The organism is Pseudomonas sp. Z003-0.4C(8344-21) (assembly GCF_900104975.1).
Taxonomy (GTDB): Bacteria; Pseudomonadota; Gammaproteobacteria; order Pseudomonadales; family Pseudomonadaceae; genus Aquipseudomonas; species Aquipseudomonas granadensis.
In genome coordinates, this window is the sequence record NZ_LT629756.1 from 490,978 (window position 1) to 516,306 (window position 25,329).

Below are 25,329 nucleotides of genomic sequence, written 5' to 3' on the forward strand. Positions count from 1 at the left end.
CCCAGAGCGCGCTAGAATGCGCCCCGAACGTGCGGAGAACTGTATGTGGCAACAGACTCTGATAACCCTGCGGGCGCGGCCCCGGGGCTTTCATCTGGTAACGGATGAGCTGATCGAAAACCTGCCTGAACTCAGGAAGTGTCGGATCGGTCTGTTGCATTTGTGGCTGCAGCATACCTCGGCGTCGTTGACCATCAACGAGAACGCCGATCCGGCGGTACGTCGCGACTTCGAACGATTTTTCAATCGTCTGATCCCACAAGGAACAGACGGCTATGAGCATAACGACGAAGGCCTGGACGACCTCCCGGCGCACTTCAAGGCCAGCGTGCTTGGCTGCCAGATCAGTCTGCCGGTTTCGGCAGGTCGCCTGGCACTGGGAACCTGGCAAGGCGTTTATCTGGGCGAGCACCGTGATCATGGCGGTGCCCGTAAAGTCCTCGCCACCTTGCACGGTGAAGGGGCATGAACCATTGGTCATCAATGGTTACCGATTTTTTTCCGGCGACTTTCGACAGTCGCCAAAGCTGGTCTATAACTAATCTGCTTTTCGCAAGTCATGAGGTAGAACATGAGCGACGATGATCTGGAAAACGACGACCTCGAAGTAGGCGACGAAGACGAGGCCGAAGAAGGTCTGGAAGCAGCAGCGGAAGACGTTGCTGAAGACGATGGCGGTGACGATACGCCGGCCCCGGCTGCCAAAGGCAAAGCCAAGGCTGCGGTGTCGGTGGATGAGTTGCCGAGCATTGAAGCCAAGAACAAGGAGCGCGATGCCCTGGCCAAGGCCATGGAAGAGTTCCTTGCGCGCGGTGGCAAGGTGCAGGAGGTGGAGGCCAATGTGGTCGCCGATCCGCCCAAGAAGCCGGACAACAAGTACGGCAGCCGCCCTATCTGAGGCGTGTCGCTCGCTTGCTGAAAAAGCCCGCCGTCGCTGCGGGCTTTTTCATGTCTGAAATAAATGGAGCGGCCACCAAATCCCCTGTGGGAGTGAGCCTGCTCGCGATTGCGGTGTGACATTCAATTAGATGTATCTGATACACCGCTATCGCGAGCAGGCTCACTCTACAGGGGAACTGCGTTAGTTCGAGGGGGCATTCCAACGTGCGAGCACGGCAGGCAATTCCGTCAGGCTACGAATCTCGGCGTCCGGCGCGCGCTCCGCTTCCCAGACCTTACCCGTCGGGTTGAACCACACCGCGCGCAACCCTGCTTGCTGCGCACCGGCAATGTCATCGCCGGGATGATCGCCGATATGGACCGCCGCCTCGGCACCCACGCCGCCGCGCTGCAACGCTTCATGAAACAGCCGCGCATCCGGTTTGGCGATGCCAATATCTTCGGCGCACAAGGCAAATTTGAAGAAATCCGCCAGCCCCAGCCGGCGCACATCGGCATTGCCGTTGGTGATCACGCCCAGCGCGTAATGATTGGCGAGGATCTCCAGCACCGGTTGGACTTCGGGGAACACCTCGATCTGGTGCCGCGCATGCAGGAACACTTCAAAGGCCTTGTCCGCCAGCTCTGACGCCTCGCCGTGGGCGTAACCGGATTCTTCCAGCGCATGGAACAGCACGCGACGGCGCAAGGCGCTGATGCGATGTTTCAGACCGGGCTCGCTGCTCAGTACGCGTTCGCGAATCGACCACAAATGCTCGACCGGCACCGCGCCCAGATTCACTGCATGCTCGGCAAGCCACTCACGCAGGACGGTTTCGGCGCTGGCGATCACCGGCGCGGTATCCCACAAGGTGTCGTCGAGGTCGAAGGTGATCAACTGAATGCTCATGAATCATCGCCTTTCATGCGTTTGGCCCGGGGGTGGGCACTGTCGTAGACCGCGGCCAGGTGCTGGAAGTCCAGGTGGGTGTAGATCTGCGTGGTCTTGATGTCGGAGTGACCGAGCAATTCTTGCACCGCGCGCAGGTCCTGCGAGGATTCGAGCAAGTGGCTGGCGAAAGAATGCCGCAACATGTGCGGATGCAGGTTCTGCCCCAGTTCGCGCTCGCCAGCCAGTTTGACGCGCACCTGAATCGCTCGCGGGCCAAGGCGCCGGCCTTGCTGGCTGACGAACACGGCATCGTCCGCCGGGTTGGTCATGGCGCGTAGCGGCAGCCACCGTTCGATGGCTTCGCGGGCTTTTTTGCCCACCGGCAGCAAACGGGTTTTACTGCCCTTGCCGAGCACCTGAACCATGCCGTCGGCCAGATCGAGTTGATCGAGATTGAGACCGGTCAGTTCGGAAAGGCGCAGGCCCGAGGAATAAAAAAGTTCGAGAATCGCCTGATCGCGTCGTGCCAGAAAATCATCTTCAACGGCACCTTCGAGCAGTTGCAGCGCGCGGTCGGTATCCAGGGTTTTTGGCAGGCGACGTTCGCCTTTCGGTGGCGCCAGACCCGTGGCCGGGTCGTGATCGCACAGGCCTTCACGGTTGAGGTAGTGATAGAGCCCGCGTACGGCCGACAGCAGGCGGGCGAGGCTGCGCGAGGACTGGCCCTGCGCATGCAGGCGAGCGATCAGGCTGCGCAGGCGCTGGATATCCAGCGCGGTCCAGCTGCCGATGTTCTGTTTGATGCACCAGCCGAGGACTTTATCGAGGTCGCGGCGGTAGGCCGACAGCGTGTGCGGCGACACCTGCCGCTCACTGCGCAGGTGCTCGCAGTAAGCGTCCAGTTGCCGTTCCATGTTCAGCGTACCGAACGCAAGGAGCTGTTGACCCGTGGCAGCACGCGGCCCATGACTTCGGCGATGTAGCTGAGAAACAGCGTGCCGACCGAGCTTTTGTAATGCTGCGGATCGCGGCTGGCGATCGCCAGAATGCCGTGGATGCCTTGATGGCTGACCGCGACCACGGCAGTCGAGCCTATCTGCTTGCGCTGTTCTTCGCCAAAGAGGAAGTCCAGCTCGTGTTCACGCAGACTGCCGCTGACACTTTTACCTTCAGTGAGCAGGCCGCCGATGGCGACCTGCGCGTCGGCGTGAGTGACCCAGCGACCGACCGGTGCCGGGTTGTCGCCGAGCAGGATCAGGCTGACGAACGGCACCTGGAAGTCCTGGCGCAGACTGTCTTCGACGCTGATCACTACGTCTTCCAGGCTGGAAGCGTCCATCAGGGCGAGGATCAGCCGGCGGGTCTTGTCGAACAGGCGATCGTTATCGCGGGCAACATCCATCAGCTGCGAGAGGCGGTGACGCATCTCGATATTGCGATCACGCAGGATGGTCATCTGCCGTTCGACCAGCGACACGGTGTCACCGCGACGGTGCGGGATGCGCATGGCCGGCAGCAGTTCTTCGTGCTCGACGAAGAAGTCCGGATGAGCCTCCAGGTAGGCGGCGACTGCTGCCGCTTCCAGGTTCGCGGACGCGGATTCGTCGGACTGTCGGGCGGGTACCTGAGGCTTATCGGTCATGGTTTCTGCTCACTCAAAGACGCACTTGTCCTTCGTATACACGCACTGCCGGACCGGTCATCAGCACCGGTTGGCCGGGGCCGGCCCACTCGATGGACAGACGCCCGCCGGGCAGGTCGATCAACAGCGGCGAATCCATCCACCCCTGGCTGATGGCCGCGACAGCCGCCGCGCATGCGCCGGTGCCGCAGGCCTGGGTTTCCCCGGCGCCGCGTTCCCATACGCGCAATTGCGCACGGTGGCGGTCGATGACCTGAAGGAAACCGACATTGACCCGCGCCGGAAAGCGCGGATGGTGTTCGATTTTCGGCCCCAGCTCATGCACCGGTGCACTGTTGATGTCCTGCACGCGCAGTACCGCGTGCGGGTTGCCCATCGACACGGCCGCCAGTTCGACGGTGGTGCCGTCGACCTCCAGCTGATAGCTGCTGGCCTGCGCTGGCGCCTCGAACGGAATGTCTGCCGGCACCAGACGTGGCGCGCCCATGTTGACGCCGATCTGGCCGTCGTTACGCACGTCCAGTTCGATGATGCCACCCTTGGTCTCGACGCGGATCTGCCGTTTCGCAGTCAGACGCTTGTCGAGCACGAACCGGGCGAAGCAGCGCGCACCGTTGCCGCACTGCTCGACCTCGGAACCGTCGGAATTGAAGATCCGGTAACGGAAATCCACGTCCGGGTTGCTCGGCGCTTCGACGATCAGCAACTGGTCGAAACCGATGCCGGTATGGCGGTCGCCCCATTGCTTGGCGTGTTTGGGCTGAATGTGCGCGTGCTGGCTGACCAGGTCGAGAACCATGAAGTCATTGCCCAGGCCGTGCATTTTGGTAAAACGCAGCAGCATGGGTTACTCCGGCAGCAGGCTTTCGCCGGCAAACAGCTCGGCCACGGTTTCGCGGCGGCGCACTTCAAAAACCTGATCACCGTCTACCAGCACCTCGGCGGCGCGGCCGCGGGTGTTGTAGTTGGAACTCATGACGAAACCGTAGGCACCGGCCGAGTGCACCGCCAGCAAGTCGCCTTCGGCCAGCGCCAGCTCACGGTCCTTGGCGAGGAAGTCGCCGGTTTCGCAGATCGGGCCGACGATGTCGTACGTGCGGGCGGCGGTCTCGCGCGGTTTCACCGCGGTGACGTCCATCCACGCCTGATACAGCGCCGGGCGGATCAGGTCGTTCATCGCCGCGTCGACGATGGCGAAATCCTTGTGTTCGGTGTGCTTGAGGTACTCGACCTGGGTCAGCAGCACGCCGGCGTTGGCAACGATGAAACGGCCCGGCTCGAACACCAGCGCCAGATCACGGCCTTCGAGGCGTTCGCGGACGGCTTTGACGTAGTCGGCGGCCAACGGTGGCTCCTCATCGCGATAACGCACACCCAAACCGCCACCGAGATCGATATGGCGCAGGTGAATGCCGCAATCGCCGAGGCGGTCGACCAGATCCAGTAAACGGTCGAGTGCATCGAGGAACGGCGGCAGCGTCGTCAGTTGCGAGCCGATGTGGCAGTCGACGCCGACCACTTCCAGGTTCGGCAGATGCGCGGCGCGCACGTACACGTCTTCGGCGTCGGCAATGGCGATGCCGAACTTGTTCTCTTTAAGGCCGGTGGAAATGTACGGATGGGTGCCGGCATCGACGTCCGGGTTGACGCGCAGCGAAACCGGCGCACGCACGCCCAGCTCGGCGGCGACCACTTGCAGGCGCTCGAGCTCGTCGGTGGATTCGACATTGAAGCAGTGCACGCCGACTTCGAGGGCGCGACGCATGTCGTCACGGGTCTTGCCGACGCCGGAGAACACGATCTTGTCGGCGCTGCCGCCAGCGGCCAGCACACGTTCCAGCTCGCCACGGGAAACGATGTCGAAACCGGCGCCGAGACGGGCCAGGACATTCAGTACGCCGAGGTTGGAGTTGGCCTTGACCGCAAAGCAGACCAGGTGCGGCATGCCGGCCAGCGCATCGGCGTAGGCCAGATACTGGGCTTCGATGTGCGCGCGCGAGTAGACGTAGGTCGGGGTGCCGAAGCGGTCGGCGATGGCCGACAGCGCCACACCTTCCGCGAACAGCTCGCCGCCGCGGTAGTTAAAAGCGTCCATGGCGATCCCTTAGTAAACGTCGTGCTTGTGTGCTTTGGACGGCTGCTTTTGCGACGATTGGGCTTGTTCGGCCGGGTCCTGATTGTCATCGGGCAGGTACAGCGGGCCTTTTTGACCGCAGGCCGAAACGAGGCAGGCAACCGCGACGAGCGCAGCAAGGGAAGAGATCAGGCGCTTCATGGCGAAATCCTTGAAAATGCGTTAATTGCGCCGGAGTATACCGGCCACCCGGCAGCTTGCCTATGTAATGGCCCTCCCGTCTGGCGGGGCTCGCGCAAAGCTCTGCAGGAGTGAGCCTGCTCGCGATAGCGGTGTGTCAGTCAGCAGTGATGTTGAATGTACCGGCCATTCGCGAGCAGGCTCACTCCTGCAAGGATCAGTGTTTGGGGTGGGAAAGGCGCTTGGTCGTTATCCTTTGCAATCGGCTGGCAGCGTCCGTATCTTTCGGCGCTTGAGCCTGATCAGACAATTTTTGAGGTTGCCGCAATGAGTTTGTCCGAAGCCCGTTTCCACGATCTGGTCGATGAAACCCAGGAAAAACTGGAAGACATCTTTGATGAAAGCGACCTGGACATCGACCTGGAAAGCTCGGCCGGTGTGCTGACCGTGAAGTTCGAAAACGGCAGCCAACTGATCTTCAGCCGCCAGGAGCCGCTGCGTCAGCTGTGGCTGGCGGCGGTGTCCGGCGGCTTTCACTTCGACTACGACGAAGAAAGCGAGCGCTGGATGTGCGACAAGAGTGAAGAGCAATTGGGCGAGATGCTCGAGCGCATCGTCAAGCAGCAGGCTGGCGCTGAATTCGATTTCGAAGGTCTGTGATTCGTGACCGATGCATCGCCTGTTCGCCCGCCAAAACCGCTTTACAGCAACGTCAGCCCGGCGGTGCCTTCGCCGTGCACGGGTGTATGTAGACTGGACGAACAGAAAGTCTGTCTCGGCTGCGCGCGCCACGTCGAAGACATTCGCGAATGGCGCTCGGCGGATGATCAGCGGCGCCGGGTCATCGTCGCCCAGGCGTCACAGCGCAAGCTGTCCAGTGGGGCGTGACTTGTATATTTTTTGAGCTGTGATAGTGTCCGGACACGCCTCAACCCATCGAGGCCTGGTAAAAACCCCGTCTTTTTTGGCGGGGTTTTGCTTTTTTTGTGCAGAAGAAAGGAGTCTGCCCGGATCATGACCGCACCTTCCATCACCCTTACCCGTCTTGACGTGCAACGTCTGGAGCGCTTGATCGACAGCCTGAGCGAGAAAGACCAGGCTGCGCCGGGCGTGATCGCGCTGCAAACCGAACTGGATCGCGCCGACACCGTGGTCGGCCACGATGAAGTGCCGGCTGACGTCGTGACCATGAATTCCCGCGTGCATTGCCGCGAAGAAGGCAGCGGCAAGGATTACCACCTGACGCTGGTCTATCCCAAGGACGCCAACGCCGATGAAGGCAAGATCTCCATTCTCGCCCCGGTCGGCAGCGCGCTGCTGGGCCTGAAGGTCGGTCAGCACATCGACTGGCCGGCACCGGGTGGCAAGACCCTCAAGCTGACCCTGCTGGAAGTCGAGTCGCAGCCGGCCAACGGTGGCGCTTTTCCCGAATAAGCCCCGCGTCAGACCTGTTCAAGCGCTTCGTTCAGCGCGCGCTCCAGGTCAGCCTTGTAACGCAGATACAGATTGCTCGAACTCTGCCCGTCACCGAGCAGGCCAGACAGGTCGAGGTCGGTGATGTAGCAACGGTAGCGCTCGGCTTCGCGGCGCTGCCCGACGATCTCGCGGGCGACCACGCTGAACAACTGGTCGCCATGCTCCAGCTCGCTGAATTCCCGCTGATTGCAATACAAGGTGACCTGCACTTCGCCCGGTGAGGCTTTGCCGACGATGGCTTGTACGTCATAGAACGGCTCATTGACCGGCGTCTGCGGCGCCGGCCGTGTTTCGACCCGGCGCGCGCGTCCCGGGCCTGAGGGCAACAACTGGTAATATAGAATTTCCAGGCGACTGTCGGAGCCGGCCTCCATCGGCAGCACGGCTTCGCGGCGGAACAGGATCGATTGCAGGAAACGCTGCAAGGGCACCAACAGACTTTGCTCGTCGTGATAGGGCAAATGTTGCTGCCACAGCGCGTTGTGCTCATCCAGCACGTACAGCTCGGCGTGTTGTTCGCTGGTGCGGAAAAACACTTGAATGCATTCCGGCTGGCCCATCGGCAGGATCAGCGCGAGATCGTGTTCTTCAAGTGCCATCGGGTCCAGGTGCAGCGGGCTGTAGCGCGATTGTTCCTCGCCGAGGTAGTCGAGCAGTGCCGGCAGGGTGGCGAGCGCCACGTGGTTGACCTGGCCCGGCACCAGTTCCAGCACGTGATAGTGCTGCTGCACCTGAATCAGGTAACGATGATTCAGTTCGCTGAGCAGCAGGGTCTGTGCGGTGTCGACGATTTCTTCGACGCGACGGGCAATGAATTGCGCGCGGTTGTGGCAGAAGCAGCGCACTTTCAACGACGGCTGTAACGGCCCGCGCGGCAGATTGTTGAGGTAATCGCGCAGGCAGTCGAGCAAGGCGTGCGGCCCGTCGAAGCGGTTGACCAGCACTTCGTTCCAGCTGTTGAGCGTGACCTGATCCAGCGTCAGCACCAGATTTTCGCGCACGCCGGCGTAGCTCAGCGAGTCAGTGCGCTCGGTGGTCATCAGGATGTTCAGGTCGCGATGATGTTTGAGCGGATCAATCCCGACGTTGACCAGCATCAGCACCTCGCTCGGCACGGCGGCGCGCAGCAGCGCTTCCTCGGCCACGGTGGGCAAGGGCAGGGCGATGCACTGTTGCAGGCTGCCGAGCAGGTTGAACAGTTCGAATTCGCTCAGGTCGCTGTTGCCCGGATGCAGGGCCAGTCGCGTGCTGCTGTCGATCACGCCGTTGCGGTGGCACCAGGTCAGCAGTTCGAGCAGTTCGCGGCTGCGCTTGATCGGCGCGAAGTGTTCCCACTCCAGCGCGGTCAGGCTGCCGTTGTACAGGCCCCACTGGGTTTGCCCCGGCTCCTTTTTATTGCGCGATTGCACTAGGGTCAGGGTGTCTTCGGCCAGATCCGGGGCGATGCCGGGGTTGATGAACTCGACCTTGTCGGCCTTGCGCTCGAACGCTGCGTACAGGCGACGACCGAGGACGTTCAAATCACGCTTGTTGATCAGGCTGACGGTCTGCTCGGTGCGGGCGAACTGGGTGAGGAAGCGATAGCTGTAATTCAGTTCATTGACCAGCGCGCGGCGTTCGGCGCTGACCTGGCGGACTTTCCACTGGCTGCGGCTGTCGAGCAGGGTCAGTTGCCGCTGATCCCAATGCCACTCGTTGGCCAGTCTCTCGAGCAGCGAGCGTTGCCAGCTCTGGGTGCGACTGTTGCCGGTGAGCTTGCGGTTGACCTTGAGGTACAGCGCGCGACGCACCAGCTCGAGGCGTTCCGGCTCATTGCGGGCAATCAGGTATTCCTCGATGCGCCGGTACACGACCATGTACGGGTCCAGCTCATCAAGGTCCAGCTGATTGGCGAACACGGCTTTCTTGAAACGCAGACTCAGGCACTGCACGTGCGGGTGTTCGCTGGCATAGACCTCGGTCAGCAACAGCTTGAGCACCGATTTGTACGGCGACTCGATGCCCTTGAACAGTTGCCACAACCCGGCACCGATGAACTCGCCCGGCGGAATGCTCGCTATGGGCCCGAGATCAAGGGTTTCGTCAGCGCGAATGAAGCGTTTGGACAGCAGCGTGTGGGTGTAAGCGTCGTAGGCGCTTTCTTCATACACCGGCACCAGCCACCAGATCGGCGTGCGCCCGGCCAGCCAGATGGCGGTGCGGTAGAACTCGTCCAGCAACAGAAAGTGCTGCGTGCTGCCGCAGTTTTCCGAACTGAGCTGCGAGTCGCGTTCGCCTTTGACGAAGCGCACCGGATCGATCAGAAAGAAGTGCGCCTCGGCGCCCTGACTTGCGGCCCAGGCTTCGAGCAACTGGCATTTTCTCTGCAGTTCGGCGAGTTCGCTTTCGCTCAGATCCGGCGCGTGGCATACCCACACGTCCATGTCGCTCTGGTCGGCCTGAGCCAGCGTGCCGAGGCTGCCCATCAGAAACAGGCCCTGAATCGGTCGCGGCGGGTTGCTGCCATGGCGCGGCTTGTACGAGAACGAGCGGGTCAGGCGCTGGGCTTCGGCGAGGCTGTCGGCGTCCGGCTCGTAATTCGACAGGCCGGCCGGCGTACTGCCCGAGACATAGCCGGGCAGCAGCGGGTGATTGACGTGGAAGAACAGCGGCAGCAGCGTCAGCACGCTCTGCTGCCGGGTCGATAGACCTTCGAGAGCGCGGCCGAGGCGGCCTTCATTGAGTTTGAGAAAACGCGCGCGCAGTTGGCTGAGCGTCTTGCGGTCAATGCCCTCGTCCAGGTCGGGGCGGATTTCGTGGGTGCGCGTCATGTCAGCTCAAACCGGCTCGCAGGCTCGGACGTAGAGGTCTCGGAATGGGAGGCAGTTTAGCCGTAGCGCAGCGGGACTTTTAGCTGAATTTGTTTTTTGACGCCAGATTTCTACCGTTACGCAACACGGCAGGCCCGCGGAAAATCCCGTGGCAGGAGTTTCCGTGGGCGAAGTCGTGGGATCAGGCGGTTTCCTGCTCTCTCAAAATGGTCAGCACGGTTTGCACGTTTTGCGCAGCATCCCGACCCAAGCTTGTCAGATAGCCACCATCCGGCTGATCGGTAAGTTCTTTTTCAAACAGGCGCTGGGCAGCAGCGATGTGTTTCGGGGCAGCGGTCTGATGAATTTTCAGACCTTCCTGGGAACTGTCCAGGTTGAAGAGTGCGAGGACTTCCAGTTCGGCAACCAACTCAGGGGTAAGCGACATAAGGACTCCAGACTTTCTAGGAATTGGACGACAGCGCCCCTAAGGTGAACCCGCGGGTGCGGCCTGTCCAGTGCTCAGATCAAGGGATTTTGTCTTGAGACGGATTCCAGTGTAGTCAGGGCCGGGGAGTTGGCTGGATGGATACGTTACAAACATTGTAGGAGTGAGCCTGCTCGCGATAGCGGAGTGCCTGTCAGCATATTCTTCACTGACAGAACGCTATCGCAAGCAGGCTCACTCCTACAGGATGGGGTTCACTTCTTTTCTGGTGGCAACTCAGGCAATGCACGCAACGCCGCTTCGTACCATTGGGTATCGAACGGGCGGTCTTCATCCAGCATCGCGTCAATCTCGCAAGCCAGCACATGCGCCATCAGATTGAGGATCTCTTCGCGCTCGACACCCACCAACGTCAGCTTGTTGAACGTTGCCTTGGCCGCTGGCGGGTTGTCGCTTTCAATCTGGTTTTCGATCGCTTCGATCAAAGTAGCCTCGGTGAACTCTTCTTCGTCGTTGTCGATGTCTGTCGGCTCGCTCATGGCAGGCTCCTCAAGGAAAGGCACCCAGTTTACCCGCATTCAGCGGCGTGATGCTGCTGGCGGGAATCGTCATGGCGATCTATAAACAGGCACTGCCCACCCCGCACGGCCTGGAGGCTATGTGATGTTCAAGCTTTACGGTTTCTCTGTCAGCAATTACTACAACATGGTCAAACTGGCGCTGCTGGAAAAAGGCCTGCCCTTCGAAGAAGTGACTTTCTATCCCACGCAGTCCGCAGAATCGCTGGCGATCAGTCCGCGCGGCAAGGTACCGGTGCTCGGCGTGGACGCCGGTTACATCAACGAAACCGCGATCATCCTCGAATACCTCGAGCAGACTCAGCAAGGCACGCCACTGTTGCCGACCGACCCGTTCGAACGCGCACAGGTGCTGGCGATCGCCAAAGAGATCGAGCTGTACATCGAGCTGCCGGGCCGAGCCTGTTACGGCGAGGCGTTTTTCGGCATGACCCTGCCGGACGCGATCAAGGACAAGACCCGCACGGAGCTGCAGCTCGGTTTTGCCGCGCTGGGCCGGCACGGCAAGTTCGCCCCGTATGTGGCGGGCGATAGCCTGAGCATCGCGGATTTGTATTTCCTCTACAGCGTGCCACTGGCGTGTGCGGTCGGGCAGAAGCTGTTCGGGATCGATTGGCTGGAAGAGATGCTGCAGGCGAAGGCGCTGCTGGAGCGGCTTGAGCAAAATCCGCATGTGCAAAAGATTGCTGCGGACAAGGATGCGGCGATGCCGGCGTTTTTGGCGATGATTGCTGCCAAGAAATGAAATTTGTAGCGTTCTGAAGTCAGCCATCGCTGGCAAGCCAGCTCCCACAAGGTTCTGGTGTGAAACACACATGTGTGTTTGCCGCAGAACCTGTGGGAGCTGGCTTGCCAGCGATGCTTTTAGCGGCTGGCCAGCAGGGCCTGACCGCGCACCACCGCTGCCTTGACCTGCGCCGGCGCAGTGCCGCCGATATGGTCACGGGCATTTACCGAGCCTTCCAGAGTCAGCACGGCAAACACGTCCTGCTCGATCTGGTCGCTGAACTGGCGCAGTTCTTCCAGGCTCATCTCGGCCAGATCCTTGCCGGTGTCCACTCCGTATTTCACCGCGTGGCCAACGATTTCGTGGCAATCGCGGAAGGGCAGGCCGCGGCGTACCAGGTAGTCGGCCAGATCGGTCGCGGTGGAAAAACCACGCAGCGCCGCTTCACGCATGATCGCGTGCTTGGGCTTGATCGCCGGGATCATGTCGGCAAACGCACGCAGCGAATCGCGCAGGGTGTCGGCGGCGTCGAACAGCGGTTCCTTGTCTTCCTGGTTGTCCTTGTTGTAGGCCAGCGGCTGGCCTTTCATCAGAGTCAGCAGGCCCATCAGCGCACCGAATACACGACCGGTCTTGCCGCGCACCAGCTCGGGCACGTCGGGGTTTTTCTTTTGCGGCATGATCGAGCTGCCAGTGCAGAAGCGGTCGGGCAGATCGATGAACTGGAACTGCGCGCTGGTCCACAGCACCAGCTCTTCGGAGAAGCGTGACAGGTGCATCATCGCGATGCTCGCGGCCGAGCAGAATTCGATGGCGAAATCGCGATCGGAAACGTTGTCCAGCGAGTTGCCGCCAACGGCGTCGAAGCCCAGCAGTTGCGCGGTGTATTCGCGGTCGATCGGGTACGTGGTGCCGGCCAGCGCGGCGCTGCCCAGCGGCATGCGGTTGGTGCGCTTGCGGCAGTCGACCAGACGCTCGTAATCGCGGCTGAGCATTTCGAACCAGGCGAGCATGTGGTGGCCAAAGGTGACCGGTTGTGCGGTTTGCAGGTGCGTGAAGCCCGGCATGATGCTCTCGGCTTCGCGCTCGGCCTGCTCCAGCAGGCCTTTTTGCAGGCGTGTGATCTCGGCCAGGATCAGGTCGATTTCGTCACGCAGCCACAGGCGAATGTCGGTGGCGACCTGGTCGTTGCGGCTGCGCCCGGTGTGGAGTTTCTTGCCGGTCACGCCAATGCGATCGGTCAGGCGCGCTTCGATGTTCATGTGCACGTCTTCGAGATCGACGCGCCAGTCGAACTGACCGGCCTCGATTTCGCCCTGAATGGTGTTCAGGCCGTCGATGATGCTGTCGCGCTCGGCATCGGTCAGCACGCCGACCTTGGCCAGCATGGTGGCGTGGGCGATCGAGCCCATGATGTCGTGGCGATACAGGCGCTGGTCGAAAGTGACGGAGGCGGTGAAGCGGGCGACGAAGGCGTCGACGGGTTCACTGAAGCGGCCGCCCCAGGACTGATTGGTCTTGTCAGTGCTCATGAATTCGCTCGTATCGGCTTGAAGAAAGAAGGCGTGAAACGCTGGCGCGGATAATAACAGGGTTGCCAATCCTGTCGCTGACACCGGTCGATACGTTTTTTTCAGCGCATGTCGGCCTTGGCCGGCGCTGCCCGCCATGAATTTGCGCAAGGATATTTTTCGATTGAGCAATATCGCTCCGACGAACGTCTACAGTTGGACGTAAGGGTCGGCGTGGCTTTGTCTCGCGCAAAGGGCACGGCGCCGACTATAAGAAGAGGGGGTGGGTGGATTGTCCTTCGGCAAACCCCGTGAAAAACGCAAGAAACAGCGGGCTTCGAGCAGTACGACCCGGACACTGGCAAATATTGCTGGCCGACGTACGGCACTTTTTGGCGCTCGGGCTAGTCTTAGCGTGGATCGCGGTGACGGACGTCACTTCACCTGTCTAGCTATCCTTGTGCGAGACTCACGCAGGAATCCAGCGCAATATGAATGTCCTGATCGTTGATGACGAACCACTGGCTCGCGAGCGCCTCAGCCGAATGGTGAGCGAGCTTGAGGGTTATACAGTCCTGGAGCCCAGCGCCACCAATGGCGAGGAGGCGTTGGCACTGATCGACAGCCACAAACCGGATATCGTGTTGCTCGATATCCGCATGCCGGGCCTCGATGGCCTGCAGGTTGCTGCCCGTCTGTGCGAACGCGAAACGCCGCCGGCCGTGGTGTTTTGCACCAGCCCCGATGAATTTGCCGTGGAAGCCCTGCAGGCCAGCGCCGTGGGCTATGTGGTGAAACCCGTGCGAACCGAACATTTGCAGGACGCCCTGAAGCGGGCTGACCGTCCCAACCGGGCACAACTCTCGTCGCTGACCCGTCCCGCTGCCGAAAGCGGCAACGGTCCACGCAGCCACATCAGCGCCCGTACCCGCAAAGGTATCGAGCTGATCCCGCTGGATCAGGTGGTCTACTTCATTGCCGACCACAAATACGTGACCTTGCGCCATGAGGCCGGCGAAGTGCTGCTGGACGAGCCACTCAAGGCGCTGGAAGACGAGTTCGGCGAGCGCTTCGTGCGGATCCACCGCAACGCGCTGGTCGCCCGCGACCGCATCGAGCGTCTGCAGCGCACGCCGCTGGGGCATTTCCAGCTGTTCCTCAAAGGCCTCAATGGCGATGCGCTGATCGTCAGCCGCCGTCATGTCGCCGGCGTACGCAAAATGATGCAGGGGCTCTGACCCGGTCACTCCGGGCGACTCCACTCCTTGATACCAGGCATCACAGGCCAGGGAGGCCACGTCGTTTCTGATTCAAGTCAAAGTGGATTTGGCTGAGCTGTTATTATCCGCCGTATCTATTCAGTACGGATTGATCCATGTCCTCTCGCGAAATCCGCATCGCCACCCGTAAAAGTGCGCTGGCCCTCTGGCAGGCCGAATACGTTAAAGCCCGTCTGGAAGCGGCCCATCCCGGCTTGCAGGTAACGCTGGTGCCCATGGTCAGTCGCGGCGACAAGCTGCTCGACTCGCCACTGTCGAAAATCGGCGGCAAGGGTCTGTTCGTCAAGGAGCTGGAAACCGCGCTGCTGGAAAACGAAGCCGACATCGCCGTGCATTCGATGAAAGATGTGCCGATGGACTTCCCCGAAGGCCTCGGTCTGTTCTGCATCTGCGAGCGCGAAGACCCGCGCGACGCCTTCGTTTCCAATACCTGTGCCAGCCTCGAAGCACTGCCTGCCGGGAGCATCGTCGGCACCTCCAGCCTGCGTCGTCAGGCGCAATTGCTGACGCGCCGTCCGGACCTGCAGATCCGCTTCCTGCGCGGCAACGTCAATACGCGCCTGGCCAAGCTCGACGCCGGTGAGTACGACGCGATCATCCTCGCGGCAGCCGGTCTGATCCGCCTTGGCTTCGAAGAGCGCATCACCTCGGCGATCAGCGTCGATGACAGCCTGCCGGCCGGTGGCCAAGGCGCGGTGGGTATTGAATGCCGCAGCGCCGATTCGCACATCCACGCGTTGCTCGCGCCTTTGCATCATGCCGACACCTCGTCGCGCGTCAGCGCCGAACGTGCACTCAACAAGCATTTGAATGGCGGCTGCCAGGTGCCGATCGCCTGCTATGCCGTGCTCGAAGGCGAGCAATTGTGGCTGCGCGGTCTGGTCGGTGAGCCAAGTGGCGGCAAACTGCTCAGTGCTGAAGCCCGTGCGCCGCGAGCCGACGCTGAAGCATTGGGCGTGCAGGTCGCTGAAGACTTGCTGCGCCAGGGCGCCGACGACATCCTCAAAGCGGTGTGCGGCGAGGCAGGTCACGAGTGACGGGCTGGCGCCTGCTGCTGACACGCCCTGCGGACGACTGCGCGGCGCTGGCCGAGACGTTGGCCGCGCAGGGGATTTTCAGCAGTTGCCTGCCGCTTTTGGAAATAGCTCCGCTGCCGGTGTCTGCCACAATCCGTCAGGCGCTGGCGCGACTGCCCGATTGCAACGCGGTGATCGTGGTCAGCAAACCGGCGGCGCGCATTGCCCTGGATTTGCTTGATACGTACGAGCCGCAGCCACTGACGATGCCGTGGTTCAGCGTCGGCTCGGCGACTGGCGAGATTCTCCGCGAGCATGGCCTGGACGTGCATTTTCCGGAGGCCGGCGATGACAGTGAAGCCTTGCTGCAATTGCCGCGTCTGCTTGAGGTGCTCGGCCGGCCCGGTGCGCGGGTTATGATCCTGCGCGGCGAGGGTGGGCGCGAGCTGCTCGCCGAGCGTCTGCGCGAGTCAGGTGCTAGTGTCGAGTATCTGGAGTTGTATCGACGCGAGTTGCCGAGGTATGCGCCGCAAGAACTGCCACGGCGGATCGAAGCGGAACGCTTGAACGGCCTGGTGGTCAGCAGTGGACAGGGTTTCGAGCACCTGCGCCAAATGGCCGGTGAAGCCTGGGCAGGCATCGCGCAGTTGCCGTTGTTTGTACCAAGCCCGAGAGTCGCCGAGCTGGCACGTGCCGCCGGGGCTCAAACAGTTGTGGATTGCCGCGGCGCGAGTGCCGCGGCTTTGCTGACGGCGTTACGGGAACATCCCGTGGCCGTTCTCTGATGCAAAGGATGGATACGTGAGCGAAACAGCCTTGCCTAAAGATGATGTGCAACCTGTGACCGATACCCAGGTTGAAACTCCACCGCCGGCCAAAGAGCCGCGCCGAGGCAATGGACTGGCCATCGTCGCCCTGTTGCTTGGCGCCGCCGGTGTCGCGATCGGAGGCTGGGGTGTCTGGCAGGTCCGCCACCTGCAGACCAACACCCAGCAACAGTCCGGTCAGGTGCAGGCGTTGAACGATCAGGCGCAGACCTTGAAGCTCAACGAGCAACGCCTGACCGAGCGTCTGGCGCAATTGCCGGGGGCTGATGAACTTGCCGAACGCCAACGTCTGGTGACGCAGTTGCAGGGCGATCAGCAGCGCCTCAATCAGCGTCTGGAAACCGTGCTGGGTGCCAGCCGCAAAGACTGGCGTCTGGCCGAAGCCGAACATTTGCTGCGTCTGGCCAGCCTGCGCTTGTCGGCCTTGCAGGACATCAGCAGCGCTCAGGCGCTGGTGCAGGGCGCCGACGAAATTCTCCGCGAGCAAAACGATCCGGGTTCATTCGCGGCGCGCGAGCAAGTGGCGAAAACCCTGGTGGCGCTGCGCAGCACCGAGCAGCCGGATCGCACCGGGTTGTTCCTGCGCCTGGGCGCGCTACGCGATCAGGTGATCAATCTCACCGAGCTGGCGCCAGAGTACAAGGATCGCGGCGAATCGCTGCTGGGCCTGACCGCCGACGGTGACGGCGCCAGTCGCTGGGCACAGTGGTGGGACAAGGTCTCGCGCTACATCCGCATCGATTTCAACGCCGACAAAAACGTCAAGCCATTGCTCGCTGGGCAAAGCCTGAGTCAGGTGCGTCTGGCCCTGAGCCTGGCGCTGGAGCAGGCGCAGTGGGCAGCCCTCAACGGGCAGGCGTCGGTGTATACCCAGGCGCTGGCCGAGGCGCGTGATGTGCTCAAGGGCAATTTCAACCCGGACAATCCGCAAAGCAAGGTGATGCTCGAGCAGGTCGGCGAGTTGAGCAAGGAACCGGTGACCGTCGTGACACCGGATCTGGCCGGCACCCTCGGCGCGGTGCAAGCCTATCTTGAGCGACGCAACGTCAACGCTGAAGAGTCGGTGAAACCGTTTGCCAAGCCTGCTGCCAACACCGCGCAGGAGGCCACGCCATGAAACGCCTGTATGTGATCGTGTTTCTGGTGATCGCGGCGACGGCGGCGCTGGGGCTGGCGATTGCCGAACATTCCGGTTACGTGCTGGTGGCCTACAAGAGCTTCCGCTATGAATCGAGCCTGTGGGCGACGCTGGCGGTCATCGCCGTGTTGTGGCTGATCGTCTGGGGCATCAAGGTGCTGATCGAATTGATCATGACCTCCAGCGGTGTGGTCAATCCGTGGTCGCGGCGTAACCGCAGCCGGCGCGTGCAGGTGGCGATCGAACATGGTCAGCTGGATCTCGCCGAAGGTCGCTGGGCCAGTGCGCAGCGGCATCTGTCGCGAGCCGCCGAAGCCGAGCGCCAACCTCTTCTGTACTACCTCGGCGCGGCCCGCGCGGCCAATGAACAAGGGCATTACGAGGAAGCCGATCGCCTGCTCGAGCGCGCGCTGGAACGCCAGCCGCAGGCGGAACTGGCGATCGCCTTGAGTCATGCGCAATTGCAGACCGACCGTGGCGACACCGACGGCGCCCTGGTGACTTTGCAAGCGATGCACGAGCGGCATCCGCACAACGCGCAGACGCTGCGCCAGTTGCAGCGTTTGTATCAGCAGCGCGGCGAATGGTCGGCGGTGATTCGTCTGCTGCCGGAGCTGCGCAAGGACAAGGTTTTGCCGCCGGCCGAGCTGGCAGAACTTGAGCGCCGAGCGTGGGGTGAAAACCTGTCGCTGGCCGCGCAGCGCGAAGAAGACGGCACGGTGGGTCTGCAATCGCTGACCCGCGCCTGGCAGCAACTGACCTCGGCGCAACGGCAAGAGCCGCCGCTGGTGTTGGCATATGCCGAACAACTGCGTCAGTTGGGTGCTCAGGTCGAGGCCGAAGAGGTGCTGCGCACCGCGCTCAAGCGCAAATACGACAGCCATCTTGCCCGCCTCTACGGTTTGGTGCGCGGCAGCGATCCGGCGCGTCAGTTGCAGACCGCCGAAGGCTGGTTGAAGGATCACCCGAACGATCCGAGCCTGCTGCTGACTTTGGGTCGGCTGTGTCTGCAAACCAGTCTGTGGGGCAAGGCGCGCGATTATCTCGAAAGCAGCCTGCGCTTGCAGCGTAATCCAGAGACCTGTGCCGAGCTGGCGCGCCTGCTGGCGCAATTGGGTGATGCCGAGCGCAGCAATCAGTTGTTCCAGGAAGGCCTTGGCCTGCTGGATGAGCGTTTGCTGGCGGCGCCGTTGCCGGTGCCGACAGCTATCTGAGTGGCGAGGGAGGGCCCCCCTCGCTTCCGCTTACCGCTGAAATTCGATCTTCAGCGCGGCAGCGAGGCAAAGTCCTACAGGGCACTACATCAATTCCTCTCGAACCTGTCGGGTTTTCCCTACATCTCTGGTGAACTGTCCGCAGGGCGTCGCCTTGAAAGGCTGACACGCTTTCCTCTACCGTAACCGCCTGTCTCTACTGTTACGGAAAAGCCATGTCGTTGGCCTGCTCACGCTCCTTGTTCTTCATGGCTTTCATTGCGGGGGCCTTTGCTCTGGGAGCTTCCTATTATCTTGAATACGCGGTCGGCCTGACGCCTTGCAGCCTGTGCCTGGTGCAGCGGCTGTTTCTCACGCTGCTCTGCGTCTGCAGTGGTGCGGCGGCGGTGCACGGCCCCGGGCGTGTAGGCCTGGGGTTTTACTGGCTGCTGACCTTGGGGGCGGCTCTGGGTGGCACCACGGCGGCCTGGCGGCAAGTATTGATTCAGAGTGATCCGGTGCTGCAACTGCACCATTGCATAGCGGCTCCCGAGTCGTTTATGGGTGGGCTGCCGTGGTTCTGCGCGCTGCAACGGTTGTTTACCGGCGGCGCCGAATGCGCGGAAATTTCCTGGACGCTGTTCGACCTGAGCATCCCGGAATGGAGTCTGCTGTTTTTTGTCGCGGTATCGATCCTGGCGGTGTATCAACTGTTGCGGCTGGTCTGGAGCGCTCTGCAACGCCCGCTCAGCGGCGAAGCGTCGTACACGGTGCTGCTGCGCGATTAAACACTTGTATGAACTTTATCTCCTGCGTACCTTGAAGCCATAAGCGCACGGGCATAATCTGGCCCGCACGTGTCATTGGAATCGTGTTGCTCGATGACGCTCTGCCCGAACGTCCCCCAAGCCAGACCAGAACAGGGACGCGGGTGTAGAGCAGCATGACCCACAAGGGAAGAGAGATCGCCATGCTCGAAAGTTGTCAGAATGCTCAGGAACGCTGGGGTGGAGTTCATCTGCTGATCGACCGCTGGTTGCAGGAGCGTGAAGAACTGATCGGCGCTTACGACAAGCTCGGTGCGCAGCCTGATTCGCTGTCCGAAAGCCGCAAGCCCTTGCTGGAATTCTGCGGGGTGCTGGTCGATTACGTATCGGCCGGCCACTTCGAAATCTACGAACAGCTGACCGGCGAAGCCAAAGCGTTCAACGACAAGCGCGGCCTGGAACTCGCCGAGACGATCTATCCGCGCATTGACGTCATCACCGAGAAGCTGCTCGCGTTCAACGATCTGTGTGATGAAGGCAAATGCGTCGCCGAGAAATTCAAGGAGCTGGGTGGACTGCTGCACGAGCGCTTTGAACTCGAGGACTGCCTGATCGAAGTGCTGCATACAGCACACAAGGCTGAGGAGACGGTTCAGGCCTGATTATTGAAAAGCCTGAGCAAACAAGGTGCGCCTGAAAGCGCACCTTTTTTTGTGCCTGATCAGCTCGTCGCGCCACGCAATTCCACTTCGAATACCAGCGGTGTGAACGGGGCGATCAGGTCGCCGGCGCCGTCAGCGCCATAAGCCTGATCCGATGGAATCACCAGGCGCCATTTCGCCCCCACCGGCATGTTTTGCAATGCGGTACGCCAACCGGCAATCACACTGTCGAGGTTGAACCACTGCGGTTGAGTGTTCTGATCGAACACGGTGCCGTCCGGTAGCTTGCCGACATACAGCACCTGCACTTTTCCATCAGGTCCGGCCTTTGCACCGTTACCCGAAACGAGTTCAGTCAGCAGGATGCCATCGGCCAATTCCTTCACGCCGGGTTTGGCTTTTTCAGCCGTCAGAAAACGCTGTTCGTTTTCCATCGCAGCGTCGCTCGAATGCAGCGATGCCTGCTCAGCATTCTTCGATTCATGGTCAGCCAGAATCTGCTCGATACGCGCTTGACTCAACGCCAATGGCTTGCCTTGATAAGCCTGTTGCAAGCCCTCGATCAGCGCTTGAATCTGCAGTTGCGGAACCTCCTGGCGCAGGCGCTCGCCAAGACTCGCCCCAAGGCTGTAAGCCAGATCATGAGCATCATTCGCAGCGTTTTTTTCGTCGGCATGGGCGACTGAAAAAAACACGCAAAGGGATAAAAAAATGTAGCGCGACATGGGCACTCTCCGACCTGAGATGCGCTGGATTATGCCAGCGCAAAGCGTTGCAACGGTGAACTGCTTTGGTTTTCGTACAAGACATTTTCGCTTCGGTGCAACGCAACGGTTTCGATACTGTCAAGATGCCCTAGCGGCGGTATCAGCAGAGGTCTAGTATGAGCCGCACTCACGTCAGCCAGGAGGTAAACCATGTCGGCCACCAAGAAGCCTGTAAATACTCCGTTGCACTTACTCCAACAACTCTCGGGCAGCCTGCTCGAGCATTTGGAAAACGCTTGCTCGCAAGCCTTGGCTGATGCTGAAAAACTGCTCGCCAAGCTGGAAAAGCAACGCGGCAAGGCGCAGGAAAAACTGCACAAATCGCGCACCAAATTGCAGGACGCAGCAGCGGCCGGCAAAGCCAAGGCACAGACCAAAGCCAAGGGCGCGGTGAAAGAACTGGAAGACCTGCTCGATGCGCTGAAGGATCGTCAGTCCGAGACACGCAGCTACATTCTGCAGCTCAAGCGCGATGCCCAGGAAAGCCTGAAACTGGCCCAGGGTGTCGGTCGCGTGCAAGAAGCCGTGGGCAAAGTCCTGTCCACCCGCGCTGCCAAACCAGCCGCGGCACCGGCGAAAAAAGTCGCCGCCAAACCGGCCGCCAGCAAGACTCCAGCGAAAACCGCAGCGGCCAAGCCAGCTACTAAAACGGCAGCCAAGCCTGCTGCGAAAGCACCGGTGAAAGCCGCGGCCAAACCGGCTGCCAAAGTCGCTGTGAAACCTGCGGTGAAAAAACCGGCTGCGGCGAGCGCTGCAAAGCCGGCGGCGAAAACCACCGCTGCCAAACCAGCTGCCGCCAAGCCTGCCGCTAAAACTGCCGCCGCCAAACCGGCTGTAAAACCCGCAGCGACCAAAGCCGCTCCGGCGAAAACCGCCGCTGCCAAACCGGCCGCTAAACCTGCGGCGAAAGCTGCGACGAAACCCGCCGCAAAACCTGCCGCCAAAACCGCCGCTGCCAAGCCAGCCGCAAAGCCAGCTGCAAAAGCTGCCGCCAAGCCAGCTGCAAAACCAGCAGTGAAAGCCGCCGCCAAGCCAGCCGCCGCTGCTAAACCAGCCACCTCCGCCGCCAAGCCTGCTGCTGCCAAACCGGCCGCCAAGCCAGTTGCGAAACCGGCTGCAAAACCTGCCGCGAAGAAGCCAGCCGCTACCAAACCAGCCGCCGCTCCAGCTGCCAAGCCTGCCGCGCCAGCCACACCGGCCACGCCGGTCGCCGCGGCACCTGCCGCTACTCCCTCGATCCCTGCGACTGCGCCATCGCCAGCCGCTGCATCGAGCGTCAGCAACAACCCGACCAGCGCTTCCTAAGTGCCGGTTGCCGCGACGCGCAGCACTTGCAGCGCGTCGCGGTTCGGGCTGGCCGCCGCGCCGGCCAGTTCTTCAAGCCAGGTGGTCGAGCCGGCAGCGTTTCGCGCCCACGCCTGCGCTACACCTTCAAGCCGTGACAGCAATGCTCGCTCAGCCTCAAGCTCGAGTGACTTGATCTGCTCGCGCATGCCTTTCAATACGGCATCATCGTTTGCCCGCGTCTTCCATTGCATGCGCAATGTTCGCAGCGGCTGCACCACCTCGGCATCCCAAGGCTCGGTCAGCGTCCGCAGCAGGCTCACGCGTTGCTCATCACACGCTACCGCGCGTTGTTCCAGCCACAAACCGCACAGCAACAGGCAGACATTGGCGCCCGCTGTTTGCAATTGCAGGCAGGCATCTTCCACACCCGTTCGGGTGTAGACATTCAGGGCAAAGCTCCACAGGTCAGAGGACATCGTGCTACTCGCGCCAGTTGTGAGCGAAGCTGGTAGACTCCGCCGCCATTATGATCCGACTTCAGAACCTGACTTTACAGCGTGGCCCGCAACGTCTGCTAGAAGACGCCGAGCTGACCCTGCACGCCGGCCACAAAGCCGGCCTCATCGGTGCCAACGGCGCCGGCAAATCCAGCCTGTTTGCCTTGCTGCGTGGCGAGTTGCACCCGGACTCGGGCGATTGCCTGCTGCCGGCCGACTGGCGCATCGCGCACATGCGCCAGGAGGTCGATACCCTCGAGCGCTTGGCCGTCGACTATGTGCTCGACGGCGACCTGCGCCTGCGCGAAGTGCAGCGCGAGCTCGCTGCCGCCGAGGAGGCCCATGACGGCACCGCGTTGGCGCGTCTGCACGCCGAGCTCGACAGCGCCGACGGCTACACCGCCGATGCGCGGGCGCGCAAACTGCTCGCCGGTCTCGGTTTCAGCAACGAGCAGATGGATCGTCAGGTCGGCGATTTCTCCGGTGGCTGGCGGATGCGTCTGAACCTGGCGCAGGCCCTGATGTGCCCATCGGACCTGCTGCTGCTCGACGAACCGACCAACCACCTGGATCTCGACGCGATCATCTGGCTCGAGGAATGGCTGAAAAGCTATCCGGGCACGTTGCTGCTGATTTCCCACGACCGCGACTTCCTCGATGAAGTGGTCGATCACGTGGCCCACGTCGACCAGCGCAAGCTGACCCTCTATCGTGGCGGCTACACCGCGTTCGAGCGTGCCCGTGCCGAGCGTCTGGCCCAGCAGCAACAGGCCTACGAGAAGCAGCAGGCGCAGCGTGCGCACATGGAAAGCTACATCGCCCGCTTCAAGGCCCAAGCGACCAAGGCTCGGCAGGCGCAGAGCCGGATCAAGGCCCTTGAGCGGATGGAAGAACTGTCGGCGGCGCACGTCGATTCGCCGTTCGATTTCGTTTTCCGCGAATCGAGCAAGATCTCCAGCCCGCTGATCGACCTGTCCGATGCGCGACTGGGTTATGGTGACAAAACCATCCTGGAGAAGGTCAAGCTGCAACTGACCCCAGGCGCGCGGATTGGTCTGCTGGGTCCGAACGGTGCCGGTAAATCGACGCTGATCAAGAACCTCGCCGGCGAACTCGAACCGCTGGCCGGGCGCCTTACCCGCGGCGAAAACACCGTGGTCGGCTATTTCGCACAGCATCAGCTCGATTCGCTGGATGCCAAGGCCAGCCCGTTGCTGCACTTGCAGCGTCTGGCGCCGACCGAGCGCGAGCAGACCTTGCGTGATTTCCTCGGCGGTTTCGACTTCCGCGGTGCGCGCATCGACGAGCCGGTGCTGAATTTTTCCGGTGGCGAAAAGGCTCGTCTGGCGTTGGCACTGATCGCCTGGGAACGGCCGAACCTGCTGCTGCTCGACGAACCGACCAACCACCTCGATCTGGAAATGCGCCTGGCGCTGACCATGGCGCTGCAGGAATTCAGCGGCGCGGTACTGGTGGTGTCTCACGATCGGCATTTGCTCAAGAGCACCACCGACAACTTTTACCTGGTCGCTGACGGCAAGGTTGAAGAGTTCGATGGCGATCTCGAAGACTATGCGCGATGGCTGGTCGAGTATCGCCAACGCAACGCGCCGGCGAGCAACACCCCGGTGAACCCGGACAAGACTGACAAGAAGGCCCAGCGTCAGGCAGCTGCCGCGCTGCGTCAGCAACTGGCCCCGCACAAGCGAGAGGCCGACAAGCTCGAAGCCGAGCTGGGCAAGCTCCACGAAAAACTCGCCAAGGTCGACGCGAGTCTGGGCGACAGTGACATCTACGAGCCGGCGCGCAAGAACGAACTGCGCGATCTGCTTGCCGAGCAGGCCAGGTTGAAGGTTCGCGAAGCCGAGCTTGAAGAAGCCTGGATGGAAGCGCTGGAGACTCTGGAAAGCATGCAGGCGGAGCTGGAGGCGTTGTCCTGATGGAAGCGTTCAAGCTGCCGCTGCCGGCCATGTGGATTGAGCCGATCTGGCTCGGCGTGCAGATTCTGTTGATCCTGCTCGCCGGTTACCTGACCCAGCGCGTAGTCGCCAGGGGCCTGACCCGTCTGGGTGAGCGCTATCCGTTCCCGCCACAACTGCTGATGCCGCTGCGCGGTGTATTGCGCTGGCTGATCATGGGCAGTGCGGTGATATTCGTGCTGGAACGCCTCGGGGTTTCGGCGACGGTGCTGTGGACCGCTCTCTCTGGATTCGTCGCGGTGGCGGCGGTGGCGTTCTTTGCCATGTGGAGCGTGTTGTCCAACCTGCTCTGCGCCATTCTGATCTTTACTGTCGGGCCGTTCCGCCTGGGCGATGTCGTCGAGCTGGTCGATACCACCGACAAACCGGGGGTCAAAGGCCGGGTGGTGGCGATCAATCTGCTCTACACCACATTGATCGAGGCCGAAGAACTCGGCACCGGCAGCGCCATGGTCCAGGTGCCCAACAGCCTGTTCTTCCAGCGCTCGGTGCGGCGCTGGCGCGGGACGGATGTGTTTCCGTCGAGCGGGTTCGAGAAGTAGATTTCCGGTGCCTGATCTGGCGCTTCGCGCGCAGGCTTGCTTGTACACAAGTTGACCCCGATCAGAATGTGGGAGCAAGCCTGCTCGCGAAGAACTCACTAACGCTGCAACATTCAGAAAAACCGGTAGTCATCCAGGTACAGCCGCATTAGCTTATGCCTTTGTCACAAGCACGAGT

The 25,329-nt window shown here is 61.6% G+C and carries 28 protein-coding genes; 16 read left to right on the forward strand and 12 right to left on the reverse strand.

Features of this window, described 5'->3' with window-relative positions; translation table 11 throughout:
• Positions 1 to 43 precede the first annotated feature (43 nt).
• Complete coding sequence (locus tag BLU24_RS02210) at positions 44 to 469, forward strand: secondary thiamine-phosphate synthase enzyme YjbQ (protein WP_093097054.1); 426 nt, start codon at positions 44 to 46, stop codon at positions 467 to 469.
• A 102-nt stretch (positions 470 to 571) separates the two neighbouring features.
• The gene (gene sutA, locus BLU24_RS02215) at positions 572 to 898 is read left to right on the forward strand and encodes a transcriptional regulator SutA (RefSeq protein ID WP_016772583.1); all 327 of its coding nucleotides are present in this window, start codon (positions 572 to 574) and stop codon (positions 896 to 898) included.
• Between the two features lie 183 nt (positions 899 to 1,081).
• On the opposite strand, the gene BLU24_RS02220 is transcribed toward sutA, so the two are convergent.
• Genes BLU24_RS02220 through lptM form a run of 6 tightly spaced genes read right to left on the reverse strand, consistent with a single transcriptional unit; the run spans position 1,082 to position 5,688 of the window.
• Complete coding sequence (locus BLU24_RS02220) at positions 1,082 to 1,789, reverse strand: HAD family hydrolase (protein WP_093097058.1); 708 nt, start codon at positions 1,787 to 1,789, stop codon at positions 1,082 to 1,084.
• Entirely contained in the window at positions 1,786 to 2,685 is a 900-nt protein-coding gene (gene xerC, locus BLU24_RS02225; RefSeq protein WP_093097063.1) for a tyrosine recombinase XerC, read from the reverse strand. Before xerC ends, BLU24_RS02220 begins: the two co-directional genes overlap by 4 nt.
• Positions 2,686 to 2,687: 2 nt before the next feature.
• Positions 2,688 to 3,413, reverse strand: a complete 726-nt coding sequence (locus tag BLU24_RS02230) for a DUF484 family protein (RefSeq protein WP_090287450.1) — start codon at positions 3,411 to 3,413, stop codon at positions 2,688 to 2,690.
• 13 nt (positions 3,414 to 3,426) lie between these two features.
• On the reverse strand, positions 3,427 to 4,257 hold the full coding sequence (dapF, locus tag BLU24_RS02235) for a diaminopimelate epimerase (RefSeq protein ID WP_090287448.1): 831 nt from the start codon (positions 4,255 to 4,257) through the stop codon (positions 3,427 to 3,429).
• Positions 4,258 to 4,260: 3 nt separating this feature from the next.
• On the reverse strand, positions 4,261 to 5,508 hold the full coding sequence (gene lysA, locus BLU24_RS02240; RefSeq protein WP_093097067.1) for a diaminopimelate decarboxylase: 1,248 nt from the start codon (positions 5,506 to 5,508) through the stop codon (positions 4,261 to 4,263).
• Between the two features lie 9 nt (positions 5,509 to 5,517).
• Positions 5,518 to 5,688: an LPS translocon maturation chaperone LptM gene (gene lptM, locus BLU24_RS02245; protein WP_090287444.1), complete on the reverse strand. Its 171-nt coding sequence runs from the start codon at positions 5,686 to 5,688 to the stop codon at positions 5,518 to 5,520.
• Positions 5,689 to 5,994: 306 nt separating this feature from the next.
• Between lptM and cyaY the strand changes: the two genes are divergently transcribed.
• The 3 genes from cyaY to rnk all read left to right on the forward strand — a co-directional run bounded on the left by cyaY (position 5,995) and on the right by rnk (position 7,101).
• On the forward strand, positions 5,995 to 6,327 hold the full coding sequence (gene cyaY / locus BLU24_RS02250) for an iron donor protein CyaY (protein WP_077575013.1): 333 nt from the start codon (positions 5,995 to 5,997) through the stop codon (positions 6,325 to 6,327).
• A 3-nt stretch (positions 6,328 to 6,330) separates the two neighbouring features.
• Entirely contained in the window at positions 6,331 to 6,555 is a 225-nt protein-coding gene (locus BLU24_RS02255) for a DUF1289 domain-containing protein (RefSeq protein ID WP_093097072.1), read from the forward strand.
• 126 nt (positions 6,556 to 6,681) lie between these two features.
• Complete coding sequence (rnk, locus tag BLU24_RS02265; protein WP_093097081.1) at positions 6,682 to 7,101, forward strand: nucleoside diphosphate kinase regulator; 420 nt, start codon at positions 6,682 to 6,684, stop codon at positions 7,099 to 7,101.
• A gap of 8 nt (positions 7,102 to 7,109) precedes the next feature.
• Here the strand turns inward: rnk and BLU24_RS02270 are convergent, their stop codons facing one another.
• From BLU24_RS02270 to BLU24_RS02280, 3 genes are all read right to left on the reverse strand, one after another.
• Positions 7,110 to 9,953, reverse strand: a complete 2,844-nt coding sequence (locus BLU24_RS02270; RefSeq protein ID WP_093097086.1) for a class I adenylate cyclase — start codon at positions 9,951 to 9,953, stop codon at positions 7,110 to 7,112.
• 181 nt (positions 9,954 to 10,134) lie between these two features.
• Positions 10,135 to 10,380, reverse strand: a complete 246-nt coding sequence (locus BLU24_RS02275; protein WP_039757399.1) for a TIGR02647 family protein — start codon at positions 10,378 to 10,380, stop codon at positions 10,135 to 10,137.
• A gap of 254 nt (positions 10,381 to 10,634) precedes the next feature.
• Entirely contained in the window at positions 10,635 to 10,919 is a 285-nt protein-coding gene (locus BLU24_RS02280) for a hypothetical protein (protein WP_093097091.1), read from the reverse strand.
• 124 nt (positions 10,920 to 11,043) lie between these two features.
• On the opposite strand from BLU24_RS02280, the gene BLU24_RS02285 reads away from it, so the two are divergent.
• Complete coding sequence (locus tag BLU24_RS02285) at positions 11,044 to 11,703, forward strand: glutathione S-transferase family protein (protein WP_093097096.1); 660 nt, start codon at positions 11,044 to 11,046, stop codon at positions 11,701 to 11,703.
• A gap of 119 nt (positions 11,704 to 11,822) precedes the next feature.
• On the opposite strand, the gene argH is transcribed toward BLU24_RS02285, so the two are convergent.
• Positions 11,823 to 13,217, reverse strand: a complete 1,395-nt coding sequence (gene argH, locus BLU24_RS02290; protein ID WP_093097101.1) for an argininosuccinate lyase — start codon at positions 13,215 to 13,217, stop codon at positions 11,823 to 11,825.
• A 470-nt stretch (positions 13,218 to 13,687) separates the two neighbouring features.
• Here argH and BLU24_RS02295 point away from each other — a divergent pair, with 470 nt between their 5' ends.
• The 7 genes from BLU24_RS02295 (at position 13,688) to rsd (ending at position 20,079) form a co-directional block, all read left to right on the forward strand.
• On the forward strand, positions 13,688 to 14,434 hold the full coding sequence (locus BLU24_RS02295) for a LytR/AlgR family response regulator transcription factor (RefSeq protein ID WP_090287428.1): 747 nt from the start codon (positions 13,688 to 13,690) through the stop codon (positions 14,432 to 14,434).
• A 137-nt stretch (positions 14,435 to 14,571) separates the two neighbouring features.
• Positions 14,572 to 15,513, forward strand: a complete 942-nt coding sequence (gene hemC / locus BLU24_RS02300) for a hydroxymethylbilane synthase (protein ID WP_093097105.1) — start codon at positions 14,572 to 14,574, stop codon at positions 15,511 to 15,513.
• Positions 15,510 to 16,277 carry a uroporphyrinogen-III synthase gene (locus BLU24_RS02305; protein ID WP_093097109.1) on the forward strand — a complete coding sequence of 256 codons (768 nt, stop codon included), beginning with the start codon at positions 15,510 to 15,512 and terminating at the stop codon, positions 16,275 to 16,277. The genes hemC and BLU24_RS02305 overlap by 4 nt, the downstream gene beginning before the upstream one ends.
• 16 nt (positions 16,278 to 16,293) lie before the next feature.
• On the forward strand, positions 16,294 to 17,436 hold the full coding sequence (locus tag BLU24_RS02310; RefSeq protein WP_093097113.1) for a uroporphyrinogen-III C-methyltransferase: 1,143 nt from the start codon (positions 16,294 to 16,296) through the stop codon (positions 17,434 to 17,436).
• Positions 17,433 to 18,671, forward strand: coding sequence for a heme biosynthesis protein HemY (locus BLU24_RS02315; RefSeq protein ID WP_093097116.1), 1,239 nt, complete (start codon positions 17,433 to 17,435; stop codon positions 18,669 to 18,671). The genes BLU24_RS02310 and BLU24_RS02315 overlap by 4 nt, the downstream gene beginning before the upstream one ends.
• Positions 18,672 to 18,886: 215 nt before the next feature.
• Positions 18,887 to 19,438: a disulfide bond formation protein B gene (locus tag BLU24_RS02320; protein WP_093097120.1), complete on the forward strand. Its 552-nt coding sequence runs from the start codon at positions 18,887 to 18,889 to the stop codon at positions 19,436 to 19,438.
• Between the two features lie 182 nt (positions 19,439 to 19,620).
• Positions 19,621 to 20,079: a sigma D regulator gene (rsd, locus tag BLU24_RS02325; RefSeq protein ID WP_093097123.1), complete on the forward strand. Its 459-nt coding sequence runs from the start codon at positions 19,621 to 19,623 to the stop codon at positions 20,077 to 20,079.
• Between the two features lie 59 nt (positions 20,080 to 20,138).
• On the opposite strand, the gene BLU24_RS02330 is transcribed toward rsd, so the two are convergent.
• Positions 20,139 to 20,804 (reverse strand): FKBP-type peptidyl-prolyl cis-trans isomerase, encoded by a 666-nt coding sequence (locus BLU24_RS02330; protein WP_093097128.1) that lies wholly within the window; start codon positions 20,802 to 20,804, stop codon positions 20,139 to 20,141.
• 192 nt (positions 20,805 to 20,996) lie between these two features.
• On the opposite strand from BLU24_RS02330, the gene BLU24_RS02335 reads away from it, so the two are divergent.
• Complete coding sequence (locus BLU24_RS02335) at positions 20,997 to 22,151, forward strand: AlgP family protein (RefSeq protein ID WP_093097133.1); 1,155 nt, start codon at positions 20,997 to 20,999, stop codon at positions 22,149 to 22,151.
• On the opposite strand, the gene BLU24_RS02340 is transcribed toward BLU24_RS02335, so the two are convergent.
• Positions 22,148 to 22,609 carry a TIGR02444 family protein gene (locus BLU24_RS02340; RefSeq protein ID WP_093097136.1) on the reverse strand — a complete coding sequence of 154 codons (462 nt, stop codon included), beginning with the start codon at positions 22,607 to 22,609 and terminating at the stop codon, positions 22,148 to 22,150. The genes BLU24_RS02335 and BLU24_RS02340 overlap by 4 nt on opposite strands.
• A 50-nt stretch (positions 22,610 to 22,659) precedes the next feature.
• Here BLU24_RS02340 and BLU24_RS02345 point away from each other — a divergent pair, with 50 nt between their 5' ends.
• Positions 22,660 to 24,570, forward strand: coding sequence for an ATP-binding cassette domain-containing protein (locus tag BLU24_RS02345; protein ID WP_093097141.1), 1,911 nt, complete (start codon positions 22,660 to 22,662; stop codon positions 24,568 to 24,570).
• Positions 24,570 to 25,151 (forward strand): mechanosensitive ion channel family protein, encoded by a 582-nt coding sequence (locus tag BLU24_RS02350; protein WP_093097147.1) that lies wholly within the window; start codon positions 24,570 to 24,572, stop codon positions 25,149 to 25,151. The genes BLU24_RS02345 and BLU24_RS02350 overlap by 1 nt, the downstream gene beginning before the upstream one ends.
• Positions 25,152 to 25,329: the final 178 nt, after the last annotated feature.